At 36.2% G+C, this 12,722-nt stretch carries 12 protein-coding genes; all 12 read left to right on the top strand.

Annotation, left to right across the window (positions count from 1 at the left end; all coding sequences use genetic code 11):
- Window positions 1-42: 42 nt before the first annotated feature.
- The gene (locus tag J2Z82_RS12115; protein WP_092492704.1) at window positions 43-315 is read left to right on the top strand and encodes an HU family DNA-binding protein; all 273 of its coding nucleotides are present in this window, start codon (window positions 43-45) and stop codon (window positions 313-315) included.
- A 240-nt stretch (window positions 316-555) separates the two neighbouring features.
- Window positions 556-1,350 (top strand): heptaprenyl diphosphate synthase component 1, encoded by a 795-nt coding sequence (locus tag J2Z82_RS12120; RefSeq protein WP_209481054.1) that lies wholly within the window; start codon window positions 556-558, stop codon window positions 1,348-1,350.
- Window positions 1,351-1,353: 3 nt separating this feature from the next.
- Entirely contained in the window at window positions 1,354-2,064 is a 711-nt protein-coding gene (locus J2Z82_RS12125) for a demethylmenaquinone methyltransferase (RefSeq protein WP_209481055.1), read from the top strand.
- Window positions 2,065-2,109: 45 nt separating this feature from the next.
- Window positions 2,110-3,081, top strand: a complete 972-nt coding sequence (gene hepT / locus J2Z82_RS12130) for a heptaprenyl diphosphate synthase component II (RefSeq protein WP_209481056.1) — start codon at window positions 2,110-2,112, stop codon at window positions 3,079-3,081.
- A 324-nt stretch (window positions 3,082-3,405) separates the two neighbouring features.
- Window positions 3,406-3,852 carry a nucleoside-diphosphate kinase gene (gene ndk / locus J2Z82_RS12135; protein ID WP_209481057.1) on the top strand — a complete coding sequence of 149 codons (447 nt, stop codon included), beginning with the start codon at window positions 3,406-3,408 and terminating at the stop codon, window positions 3,850-3,852.
- A gap of 123 nt (window positions 3,853-3,975) precedes the next feature.
- Window positions 3,976-4,752, top strand: a complete 777-nt coding sequence (locus J2Z82_RS12140; RefSeq protein WP_209481058.1) for a CheR family methyltransferase — start codon at window positions 3,976-3,978, stop codon at window positions 4,750-4,752.
- A gap of 662 nt (window positions 4,753-5,414) precedes the next feature.
- On the top strand, window positions 5,415-6,581 hold the full coding sequence (gene aroC / locus J2Z82_RS12145) for a chorismate synthase (protein WP_209481059.1): 1,167 nt from the start codon (window positions 5,415-5,417) through the stop codon (window positions 6,579-6,581).
- Window positions 6,581-7,660: a 3-dehydroquinate synthase gene (gene aroB / locus J2Z82_RS12150; protein WP_209481060.1), complete on the top strand. Its 1,080-nt coding sequence runs from the start codon at window positions 6,581-6,583 to the stop codon at window positions 7,658-7,660. Before aroC ends, aroB begins: the two co-directional genes overlap by 1 nt.
- Window positions 7,661-7,677: 17 nt before the next feature.
- Entirely contained in the window at window positions 7,678-8,784 is a 1,107-nt protein-coding gene (gene hisC / locus J2Z82_RS12155) for a histidinol-phosphate transaminase (RefSeq protein WP_209481061.1), read from the top strand.
- Entirely contained in the window at window positions 8,781-9,881 is a 1,101-nt protein-coding gene (locus J2Z82_RS12160) for a prephenate dehydrogenase (RefSeq protein ID WP_209481062.1), read from the top strand. Before hisC ends, J2Z82_RS12160 begins: the two co-directional genes overlap by 4 nt.
- A 43-nt stretch (window positions 9,882-9,924) precedes the next feature.
- On the top strand, window positions 9,925-11,199 hold the full coding sequence (gene aroA, locus J2Z82_RS12165; protein ID WP_209481106.1) for a 3-phosphoshikimate 1-carboxyvinyltransferase: 1,275 nt from the start codon (window positions 9,925-9,927) through the stop codon (window positions 11,197-11,199).
- A 112-nt stretch (window positions 11,200-11,311) separates the two neighbouring features.
- Complete coding sequence (locus J2Z82_RS12170; RefSeq protein WP_209481063.1) at window positions 11,312-12,577, top strand: tetratricopeptide repeat protein; 1,266 nt, start codon at window positions 11,312-11,314, stop codon at window positions 12,575-12,577.
- The last annotated feature ends 145 nt before the right edge of the window (window positions 12,578-12,722 follow it).

Consider the following 12,722-nt stretch of genomic DNA (forward strand, 5'->3'; position numbering starts at 1 on the left):
TTTGTACCAATGTCAATTGAATTTTGGGAGGAGGTGAATGTCATGAATAAAACAGACCTAGTAAATGCAGTTTCAGAAAAAAGTGAGCTTTCTAAAAAGGATGCTACTAAAGCTGTAGATGCAGTTTTTGAATCTGTCATGGATTCACTTAAAGATGGTGAAAAAGTACAATTGATTGGATTCGGGAATTTCGAAGTACGTGAGCGTTCAGCACGTAAAGGTCGTAACCCGCAAACTGGGGAAGAGATCAAAATTCCTGCAAGTAAAGTTCCTGCATTCAAACCAGGAAAAGCCCTAAAGGAAAGCGTTAAATAATATCTTACATAGGGCGGAAAAGGGCACGTAAACTACGTGTCCTTTTTTCTTTGCATTACAAATATAAATTTTTGTGACTAAATGCCCTGGCTACCATACTGCTATGCACAGATTTAGGTACATAAATATAATTCCTATTTCAACGTTCTTGCCTTTGCTTTTTTGATTATGGAACATACTCAAATTATGCTATAATAACAATATCAATAAGGAATGTACGAAAGGGAACAGGTGGTTGTTTTGCAGACATCCAGTATGGATACGGGAAATTTAAAAACACTAATAAAAGAAAAAATGCATAATTCATATTTAGAAAAATATGTAAAAACACCAGTTTTGAGTGAAGATAAACTATTCATGTTAGTTTCGATTTTAAATAATACCGATTTGCCTGACTATAAGAAAGAGAGTTACATTATATCAACAATGCTTGTTCAAATGGCATTGGACACACATGATTTGGTTCCCAAAACAAACGATTCAGAGCAATCCAATACAGATAAGGTAACAAAGCAACTGTCGGTATTGGCCGGGGATTATTATAGTGGATTATACTACCTACTTCTATCTGAAATAGAAGATGTAGAAATGGTTCATATTCTAGCTACTGCAATTAAAGAAATAAACGAGTATAAAATGCAATTATATTATAGAGAAATAGAGTCTTTTGATACGTTTCTAATAATCGCAAAAAAAATTGAAACGCTATTGTATACTCATGTTGCTGAATTTGTGGGTGAAACGACTATTAGTGGCATCGCGGCTGAATGGCTATTTACTAGAAAGCTCAATAATGAAACACAACATATGCTACATACAGGTACTTCCACGATGTTTTCTATTTGGCACAAGCAGACATCTTCAAATGATGCGATCACAATTCGCGTTGCAAAGAATCATATTAACAAAGAAACAGTAACGGTTAGAAATCGGCTAGCTCATTTTCCAAATCATCTTAAGGTAGTCAAAACACATGTTTTAGAGACTTTAAATGAATTTCCATTTGAAAACAGAACAATTGTGGAGGAAGGGTAATAAATGCATCAACAATCAAAAGAAGAACGTGTACATCACGTATTTGAAAAAATATATGATAACTATGACTCCATGAATTCGATAATTTCCTTTCAGCGTCACAAGGCATGGAGAAAAAATGTTATGCAGCGGATGAATGTTGAAAAAGGATCAATTGCACTTGATGTATGTTGTGGTACAGGAGATTGGTCTATCGCTCTTGCTGAAGCAAGTGGCAGTAAAGGCGAAGTAATCGGGCTTGATTTTAGTCATAATATGTTATCTGTCGCAGAAGAAAAAAATGAGGCATTGAAGTACAGCCAGCTTCGTTTCGTACAAGGAAATGCTATGGAATTGCCATTCGAGGATAATTCATTTGACTATGTCACAATTGGTTTTGGGTTACGCAATGTTCCAGATTATATGACAGTATTAAAAGAAATGTATCGTGTTGTTAAACCAAATGGTATAGTAGTTTGTCTAGAAACTTCACAGCCAACAATGATTGGATTTCGTCAAGGCTACTATTTTTACTTCCGCTTTATTATGCCATTATTAGGTAGAATGTTTGCTAAAAGTTATAAAGAATATGCATGGTTACATGAGTCAGCAAAGAACTTTCCTGATAAAAAAGAACTGAAACAGATGTTTCTATCAGCAGGTTTTTCTCATGTACAAGTAAAAAGCTATACGGGTGGTGTAGCTGCAATGCATATGGCAACAAAAGAACAATAAATAAAACGACTTTAGTTCGGGAACTTAAAGTAAAAGGTGACATGCATGAAACTATCTAAAACTTACGGGTATTTAAACAAAGAATTGGATATAATTGAGTATGCATTAGGTAACGCTATTCAAGCTGACCACGATGTATTACGTGAAGCTTCCACACAGTTACTTCAGGCAGGGGGGAAAAGAATTCGCCCTGTTTTTGTATTGCTATGCGGACAACTTGGAAACTTTAATATTGATCGTATTAAAACGGTTGCGGTCTCGCTAGAATTAATACATATGGCATCTTTAGTCCATGATGATGTAATTGATGACGCAGAATTACGCAGAGGTAAACCTACAATAAAACAACTATATGGGAATCGTGTTGCAATGTATACAGGTGATTACATATTGGCTCGAGCTCTGGAAAATATAACGTCATTACCAAAGCCAACAGCACACCGTGTACTTTCTAAAACGATGGTGCAAGTGGCTACGGGGGAAGTTGAACAAATTAAAGACAAGTTTAATTGGGATCAGAATTTACGAAATTATTTACGTAGAATTAAACGCAAAACAGCTTTATTAATTGCAACAAGCTGTAAATTGGGTGCAATTGCTACAGACGTTCCTGAAGAAAACGCAGAAAAACTATATCGTTATGGATACTACATAGGGATGTCTTACCAGATTATTGACGATATTCTTGATTTCACTGCTTCTGAAAATGAACTAGGGAAACCTGCTGGAAATGATCTTCTTCAGGGAAATATCACATTACCTGTCTTAATTGCAATGAAGGATAAGGAATTTAACGCTTTAGTAAGAGAGACATTTGAAGATCCCGAACAGGTATCAAAAACTCAAATGGCTAACTTGTTGACCGAGTTGAAGAAAACAGATGCTATAACAGAATCTTATAAGATAAGTGATCACTATCTGAAAAAAGCATTAAATGAATTAGAAACCATTCCAAATCACAAGGCTAAACAAACATTACAGAGTATTGCAAAGTACATTGGCAAAAGACGCTCATAGATAATTTCTTTTTTAAGTTTGTTGCTATTATAAATTTACGTATTGTTTGAGAAATATTTTAAGTGCTCCTGTGGCAACGTCTGCACTAGCACATTCTATGCTTCAAAGGCTCGTGGTGAGCACACGACTAAGAAAACACTGTGAAAACCTACGTGATTAGTGAGCCACACTAAATGGTCGAATAGGTTATCTTTAATCTGTGTCGCTATCACTATTTGTTAGCTTTTCGAAAACAGTATAGATAATTGTTATTTTGATAAAAGTTTGTTAAAATTTTAAAGGTTGCTTATATAAGAAAAAATACATACTAAATGAGGTGCAAACATGGAAAAAACATTTTTAATGGTAAAACCAGATGGCGTTCAACGTAATTTAGTCGGAGAAATTATCAACCGTTTTGAAAGCAAAGGATTTAAATTAGTTGGTGCAAAGCTAATGAAGATTTCCAATGACTTAGCCGAAACTCACTATGGTGAACATAAGGAAAGACCTTTCTTTGGAGAATTAGTTCAATTTATTACTTCCGGACCAGTATTTGCAATGGTATGGGAAGGCGAAAACGTCATTCCAATTGCTCGCGACATGATGGGGAAAACTAATCCACTTGAAGCTGCATCAGGAACAGTTCGTGGAGACTTTGGCATGACTGTTGGAAAGAACATAATTCATGGCTCAGATTCACCGGAAAGTGCTGAAAGAGAAATTAACTTATTTTTTAATAAAGATGACGTGTTGTCTTATTCAAAACAAGATAGTGAATGGATTTACTAATTAGTCGAACCTCCGTTTTCTAACGGAGGTTTTCTTTTAAGGGGCTCTATTTAAAGAAAAGTCGGTTTCTTAGGTCCCTGTCAACGTTAACCAAGTTTCTAACATGAAAGAGGCGTTCATTATATGTCACAGGATTACATAAATTTTGTCTCTGATATTAAGCGAAAATTAGAAATTGATTTAACCTTATATAAGGAAACACAAATGAAGCGTCGTCTTACCTCATTACGGGAAAAACGTGGATATCTAAGTTTTAAGGCTTACTTTAAAGCGATATCCCAGGATGAATTACTTTTAAACGAATTTCTAGATCGTATTACAATAAATGTTTCCGAATTCTATCGTAATCCCAAGAGGTGGGAAGTAATGCAGTCTGTTATTCTGCCTTCTTTATTGGATAACGCTCAGAAGTTAACCATATGGAGTGCAGCTTGTTCTACAGGGGAAGAGCCATACAGCATAGCATTGATGATGAAGGAACACTTTCCAAATATAGAGTTCCAGATTTTAGCTACAGATATTGATAATATGGTATTGGCAAGAGCAAAGAAAGGAACTTATACAGAACAATCACTTAAAGAATTACCTGATTCAATAAAACATAAATTCTTTAAACAAGAATCGGGACTGTACCATATCGATGAGGAAGTGAAACGGCACGTACGTTTTAAAAAACACGATTTATTAGCCGATGTATATCCTCGAAACATGGATTTAATTGTGTGCCGAAATGTGTTGATATACTTTACCAATGAAGCAAAAAACATAATTTATCAGAATTTTTCAGATTCTTTAAAACGTGATGGTGTATTGTTTGTAGGCAGTACCGAACAAATATTCAGTCCTGATAAATATAATATGTCATTAATAGATACATTTTTTTATCAAAAGAATGATTAGAATTATTATTGCACGCTTTTATGTATGTTTTCTAAAAGTTTATTGTTTATGACACAAAAGATATAAACTGCGAATTAGTGAATTTGTAAGTTTCTCTAACTACGCAGTTGGAATATGCTCGCTTTCCGTGGGCAAGTGCCGAGCCTCCTCAGCTCGTACCTCGCCTGTGGGGTCTCGCCTAGCTTGTTCTTCCCACAGGAGTCTCGCATATTCCAGCTGCTGGTTTAAATGGTTTATAAATTTTAACTCTTTATCCATCACAATGTATATTTTGTTTTTTTATCAAGTTATAATGAGCAAATCTTAGCGCAGGAAATACACGTAGACTCCTGGGGGAGGATAGGCCTAGATGAGACATTTGAGTGCGTCAGCACGAAGAGTGCTCAACAGCCGCCCTAGGTGCGCGAAGTGTGTTTCCGTAGCGGTGTTACTGCACACAACCACTAGTTCGTCGTATATATCTATTACGATGGTTAAAGAGTAACAAAGTTTGCTGAAAGAATCCTTCTATAAGATACAGAAATTTATTAGTAACTTTGCTTGTTAACAAGCCTTAGTTACACTTATGCAGTAAGAAAGTATTGAAAATTTTTACTAAATACAACAAAAGTAAAATGAGATATGATATAGTAATACAAAATTATCGAGAAGGAGGAGGTTTCATGCGTTATTTAACTGCAGGTGAATCACATGGTAAACAATTAACTACAATTATTGAAGGAATCCCCTCAAATATGCCTCTGGTAACAGATAATATTAATGAATCATTACTTCGCAGGCAAAAAGGACATGGCAGAGGAAAAAGAATGCAAATTGAAAAGGACCTGGTCGAAATCACAAGTGGAGTTCGTCATGGTTACACACTAGGGTCACCTATATCACTAGTGATACACAATGATGATTTTAAACATTGGATAGATATAATGGGTGAGGACCCTATTGAAGGTGATAAAAAAATTAGACGAACTGTTTCTCGCCCAAGACCTGGTCACGCTGACTTAAACGGAGCATTGAAATATGGGCATCGTGATATGCGTAATGTGCTTGAACGTTCTTCGGCACGTGAAACCGCTGCTAGAGTTGCAGCAGGCGCTGTTGCTAAAACACTTTTAAAGCATCTGGGAATAGAAATTTCAGGTTACGTAAAAGAGATTGCTGGTATCGTAGCGGAAGATAATCCAACTATGACAATGGAAAATAGGAAATTGACTTCCGAAAAATCACCTGTTCGAACACTTGATAAAAATGTAGAACAGCAAATGATGGATGCGATTGATCAAGCGAAAAAAGAAGGAGATTCAATTGGTGGAGTTGTCGAGGTATACGTAGAAGGAATGCCTGCAGGGGTTGGGTCATATGTACATTATGACCGGAAGCTGGATGGCAGAATTGCCGGCAGTGTAATGAGTGTCAATGCCTTTAAAGGGGTTGAGTTTGGCTTAGGATTTGAGGCGGCTCGAAAAAATGGCAGTAAAGTCCATGACGAAATTGCCTGGAACGAAGATGTTGGTTATTACCGGAAAACAAATCGTTTAGGTGGATTTGAGGGGGGAATGACAACTGGCATGCCCCTCGTAATCAAGGGAGTAATGAAGCCGATCCCAACCTTGTATAAACCTCTTCAAAGTGTTGATATAGAAACAAAAGAACCGTTTAATGCAAGTGTTGAGCGCTCTGATTCTTGTGCGGTACCTGCTGCATCGGTTGTAGTGGAACATGTTGTTGCATTTGAACTTGCAAAAGCAATTACTGAACAATTTCCAAGTGACCAATTTCCGTCTTTACAGAAAGCAATTGAAGATTATCGTGAAGAAACAAGGTGTTTTTAGTGAAAGCAACAAAAGTTAAATCTGCTTCAAATACCTACCATGTTTATGTAGGTGAAAATATAAGGTATGATTTAATATCCTATTTGCCAAAAGATTACTCATCTATTTTTATTATTACAGATGATATAGTAGCAAAGTATTATTTAGAGGAGATAAAAAAATGCTTGTCACATAAGCATGTCTATTCTTCAATCATTCCATATGGCGAAAAATCAAAAAGTATAAACACGTTTTATCAATTGCACACGGATGCAATTGAGTTCGGATTAGATAGACAGTCACTTATCATCGCTCTTGGTGGTGGTGTAGTTGGGGACATAGCAGGCTTTGTTGCAGCGACCTATATGCGCGGGGTTGATTATATCCAAATGCCAACGACAATTCTTGCCCATGACAGCAGTGTCGGTGGAAAAGTTGCGATAAATCACGAACAAGGGAAGAACCTGATTGGTAATTTTTATCCCCCTGCCGCAGTTGTCTATGACGTACAAACACTTCAAACATTAAATGAAAAAGAGGTAAGGTCAGGTTATGCTGAATTGATTAAGGAAGCATTAATCCAGGATGATGCTTTCTTCCAAGCATTACTAGCTTCAGACCTTTCTTCATTAACTAACGATGTCTTGACCAATCAGTTAAACAGAGGAATTGAAATAAAAGCTTCAATCGTTGAAGAGGATGAACGCGAATCAGGTGTACGTAAATATCTTAACCTGGGACACACATTAAGTCATGCCTTAGAATCTATCCTTGGATATGGGGTCCGTACACATGGGGAAATGGTTGCAATCGGTTTATTATTTGCGATACGAGTCAGTGAAAAGGTATTCTCAGTTAAGCTCCCTTACAATCAACTATTAAAATGGCTGAACTTAAATGAGTATCCAATTCAGCTTACAAATATAAATAAACAACATGTTTTAAATAGAATGAAATTAGACAAAAAGACAGTAAATACAACGATACAAATGGTACTTTTAAAAGATATTGCACAACCAGTTGTAGTCGAAATTGGTGATGAAGACTTATTAACTTATTTAGATTCCTTTTTGAAGGAACTTGAGAACAACGTTAATTAGAGGAGGGGGAGTAACGAATGAATGGAAAACGAATTTTGAAGGAAATGACCCCGTATAAACAAGGAAAGCAAATGCATGAAGTTAAAAAAGAATACGGATTAGAACGAATTGTTAAGTTGGCATCGAATGAAAATCCGTTTGGATACTCAAAGAAGATTAATGAATATTTTAATACACAACTACCTTCATTTGATATTTACCCAGATGGATATACTTCAGAATTGCGTACAGCTGTGGCAAACAAATTAAATATTAAAGAAGATCAACTTGTTTTTGGAAGTGGAACTGATGAAATTGTTCAAATGGTAGGTCGAGCATTTTTATACCCTGGTGTAAATACAGTAATGCCTGCACCAACATTCCCACAATATAAGCATAACGCTATAATCGAAGGAGCAGCAGTAAAAGAGGTACCAACTGTAAATGGATATCATAATCTCGATGAAATGCAAAAAGCAATTGATGAAAATACAAAAGTGGTTTGGTTATGCTCACCGAATAATCCAACAGGAAGTATAATTGCTCATGATGATTTCAATGCTTTTATGGAGAAGTGCCCGAAGCATGTGCTCGTGGTCTTGGATGAAGCATATTATGAATATGTAGAAAACAGTATGAAATCAAATATTTTAGCTAGATTATCAAGCTATAAAAATTTGTTAATATTACGTACGTTCTCTAAAGCTTATGGATTGGCTGGTTTGCGGATTGGCTATGGGGTAGCAAATAAAGAACTCATCGCAAAACTAGATGTTGTTAGAGGACCATTCAATACATCGTCCATGGCGCAAAAAGCGGCATTAATAGCACTTGATGATGATGAGTTTCTTTTGGATTCAACCTCAAGGAACAGTAGTATAAAATATAGTTTTCAGCGGTTTTTAGATTCGATAGGCTGGCATTACTATGATTCACAAACAAACTTTTTACTGATTTCTACGCCAATTAATGGTGACGAAGTATTTCAGCACTTATTGGAAAATGGATTTATTGTTAGATCTGGCGAGGGTTTAGGTTGTCCTAATACAATCCGTGTAACTATTGGAAATGAAGATGATATGAAACAGCTGCAAGATATTATCTACCAATTACATCTTGATATAAACAAGGAGAGAAAGTCATGAAAAGAACAATTCTCGTAATTGGTTTAGGATTGATCGGCGGCTCTCTAGCAAAGAGTATTGGCGAGTCAGACGAAAACCATATCATTGGTTATGATACAAATAAAGAAACGCTTGAATTTGCGCTCATGAATGAAATCATTCATGAGTCTTGTTCAACTATTACTGATTCTGCTCAAATGGCCGATGTTATAATACTGGGAACGCCAATAACAGAAACTATAAAATTTATGAAAGAATTAGATCAAATATCCTTTAATCATGATGTAATTGTTACAGATGTTTCGTCGGTAAAAAAGCCAGTTAGTGACATTGCAAATAGAATTACCAATAAACACATTAAATTCATTGGCGGTCACCCTATGGCTGGCTCACATAAAAAGGGAATTAAAGCAGCAAAGGGACACTTATTTGAGAATGCTATATATGTTCTTACGCCCTCCGATACCTGTACTGAGACGATGATAAACACACTTAAAACTACACTAAAAGCTACAAAAAGTAACTTTGTCGTGTTAGAGGCGAATGATCATGATGAAATGACTGGAGTTATATCACATTTCCCTCATTTGATTGCATCTGCACTTGTTCATCAAGCGAAAAAGTGGCAAAGCACACATTCATTTATTCCGAAACTTGCAGCCGGAGGTTTCCGGGATATTACCCGCATTGCATCCAGTAATCCCGAACTGTGGCAGGATATTTTTTACCATAATCGAGGAAAAGTGATGCATCTGATAGACGACTGGATAATGGAAATGAATGAGTTAAAACAGATGCTTGAACAGAATAATACAGTAAAACTAAGTTCTTACCTGAATCAAGCAAAGGAGTACCGAGACGGTTTGGGTACAACTAAAAAGGGAGTCATTCCATCCTTTTATGACCTATATGTTGATATACGAGATCAAACAGGTGCAATCGCTTCTGTTGCACAATTACTGGCTCAAGAGAAGATAAGTATTAAAAACATGCAAATATTGGAGATACGAGAAGGAATTACTGGTGTTTTGCGCTTAAGTGTTCCAACGATAAATGATCAGAAGGAAAGTTATCAAGTATTACATAATAATGGATATGAATTGATGCTTGAAAAATAGGGTGAATTGAAAAAGAAAAAGGAAGTGAATAGATTTGAAGGATATGAAGTTATCACCGTGTTCAAATGCTCTTAACGGAATCTTGGAAATCCCAGGAGACAAATCTATTTCGCATCGAGCAGTAATTCTTGGTTCGCTTGCGAAAGGTACTACAAAAGTTACTCATTTTTTAACTGGCGAGGATTGTCTGCGAACCATTAATGCATTTAAATTGCTGGGGGTAGATATTGAAGTAGATAACACAACGTTATATATACGCAGTAATGGCTTGTCTCATTTTAAAGAACCAAAAGAACCAATTTACTTCGGAAACTCTGGTACCACCGCCAGATTAATGCTCGGAGTGTTATCTGGACTGCCTTTCTTCACTACTTCCTATGGGGATGATTCATTAACATCACGTCCAATGGATCGTGTTATTATTCCCTTAGAGCAGATGGGAGCTAGTATAAACGGACGAAGTGATGCCAGTTATTTACCGCTGTCAATAAGCGGAGGTGGGTTGAAGGGTGTTCAATATGTCTTACCTGTAAAAAGCGCCCAGGTCAAATCGGCAATATTATTAGCAAGTCTTTTTGCTGAAGGGACGACCGAGGTTATTGAACCGACACCCACCAGAAACCACTCTGAGAATATGCTGAAGGCTTTTGGGGCGGATATCACTATAGAGGATACTATAAGTATTACAAATGAACCTCTGACCGCGACAGATGTATTTGTACCTGGGGATATTTCTTCTGCAGCATTTTTCATGGTTGCTGCCGCAATCGTTCCTGGTAGTAACTTGACTTTGAAGAACGTTGGTCTAAACTTTACACGAACAGGTATTATTGATGTATTAACTGAAATGGGAGCTTCTATATCCATTTCAAATAAACAAACAATCAGCGGGGAAGATTTCGGGGATATAACCATTTCTTATAGTAAATTGCAAGGTATTGTAATTAATGGTGATATCATCCCGCGGTTAATTGATGAACTTCCAATAATTGCATTATTAGCAACCCAAGCTGAAGGCGAGACAGTAATAGGTGATGCCGAAGAACTGCGATTAAAGGAAACAGATCGTATTGAAGCGGTTGTAGAGGGATTTACAACTCTGGGTGCTAAAGTTAAGTCAACAAAAGATGGGATGATAATTGAAGGAAATGCAGTACTTGGTGGCGGAAGCGTCAATTCATATAACGATCATCGTATAGCCATGATGTATGCTATAGCATCTTTAATAACACAAAAGGAAGTTGTAATTGATGATGTATCTTCTATAGCAATTTCTTATCCTAATTTCTTTCAAGATCTTACATCCGTATGTAGTTAATTTGGCAAAGAATCTGTTTACATACAGATTCTTTTCTATTTGAACAAGAATACACTTTTCTGTATGATAAAATGCATTAGATAGTTTTGCACGAAAAGAAAGGAAGTTCATAGTGGATACCAATATTATGGAAGCAGTTAATTTAATGGAAAATAGACAATCAGAAAAAGCAATCTCACTCTTGGAAAATTATTTACCAAAAGCTGATGATGAAGAAAAGTATACAATTGCAGAACTTTATATCCAGTGGGGTTTTCTAAAAGAGGCTAGTAATGTGTTACAAGAATTATTACAAAAATATCCAAAAGAAAGCGAAATTAAAGTAATGCTTGCTGATGTATATACTGAACTCGAGAATGATGAAGAAGCAATAAATTTACTAAGCGAAATTGATGAAGACGATCCGGCATTTGTTCAGAGTATGATTCAGCTGGCAGACCTTTATCAGGCACAGGGCCTTTTTGAAGTAGCAGAGCAAAAACTGTTAATTGCTAAACAATATGAGCCTAATGAGCCTATCATTGACTTTGCTCTAGCTGAACTGCTGTTTTCTACCGGTTCATATAAAAATGCTATTACGTATTATGAAAAGATACTGCCTATAACAAATGAAATGGCCAATGTACCAATTAATGACCGTATAGCTGAAGCATACGCAGCGATAGGAGAATACGAAATTGCACTAAGTATCTTTCAGGATATAGATAGTGAGAATCCAGATACAATATTTAAATACGGTTTCACAGCCATGCATGCAGGCCGGCGTGATATAGCAATTAAAGCATGGAAGCAAGTAATTGAACTTGATACCTATTATCATGCTGCATACTATCAATTAGCAAAGGCATACGAAGCAGAAGAAATGCCTAAAGAGGCTTACGATACAGCGAAACAGGGATTACAAGTTGATGAGTTTAATAAAGAACTGTATTTCTTTACCGGGTCTTTAGCACACCAATTAAATGAAGACAGTGAAAGTGAAAAGTTGGTACGAGAAGCAATAGCACTTGATCCTGATTATAAAGAGGCAGTTTTATTTTTAATTGAGCTGCTAAAAAAACAAAATAAGCAAGAAACGATAGTTGAACTGATTGTTGAAATTAAAGGAATGGGAGCTAATGACCCACTTTATGAATGGGAACTAGCACGTGCGTATAATGAAATTGAATCATATGACAATGCATTAAAACACTATGATGAAGCATATAATAGCTTAAACCAAGACAGCGACTTTCTAAAAGAATATGGATACTTTCTAACAGAAGAAGGGAGGATGAAAACAGCCATCCGTATATTTGAAGAATATTTAAAACTACAACCATTAGATGTTGATGTCGAAGAATATATCGCTCGACTAAAACAATCAAGAGAATTATAATAAAATAAAAGTGCAAACTCCTGTATAATGCCGTATGGACTCCCGCCGCATATTACGGGTGGAACAACCTTGCCGCACAAAGTGGCGATCTGATCTTCCTTTTTACTGAAATTAGATTAACTTGAATTATCGTGGACACAAACAA

Source organism: Virgibacillus litoralis (assembly GCF_017873675.1).
Classification (GTDB): domain Bacteria; phylum Bacillota; class Bacilli; order Bacillales; family Amphibacillaceae; genus Lentibacillus; species Lentibacillus litoralis.

Bases quoted from the DNA above. Each gene is read 5' to 3' on its own strand.
- J2Z82_RS12115 (WP_092492704.1), top strand. From the start codon at position 43: ATGAATAAAACAGACCTAGTAAATGCAGTTTCAGAAAAAAGTGAGCTT.
- J2Z82_RS12125 (WP_209481055.1), top strand. From the start codon at position 1,354: ATGCATCAACAATCAAAAGAAGAACGTGTACATCACGTATTTGAAAAA.
- hepT (WP_209481056.1), top strand. From the start codon at position 2,110: ATGAAACTATCTAAAACTTACGGGTATTTAAACAAAGAATTGGATATA.
- ndk (WP_209481057.1), top strand. From the start codon at position 3,406: ATGGAAAAAACATTTTTAATGGTAAAACCAGATGGCGTTCAACGTAAT.
- J2Z82_RS12140 (WP_209481058.1), top strand. From the start codon at position 3,976: ATGTCACAGGATTACATAAATTTTGTCTCTGATATTAAGCGAAAATTA.
- aroC (WP_209481059.1), top strand. From the start codon at position 5,415: ATGCGTTATTTAACTGCAGGTGAATCACATGGTAAACAATTAACTACA.
- hisC (WP_209481061.1), top strand. From the start codon at position 7,678: ATGAATGGAAAACGAATTTTGAAGGAAATGACCCCGTATAAACAAGGA.
- J2Z82_RS12160 (WP_209481062.1), top strand. From the start codon at position 8,781: ATGAAAAGAACAATTCTCGTAATTGGTTTAGGATTGATCGGCGGCTCT.
- aroA (WP_209481106.1), top strand. From the start codon at position 9,925: ATGAAGTTATCACCGTGTTCAAATGCTCTTAACGGAATCTTGGAAATC.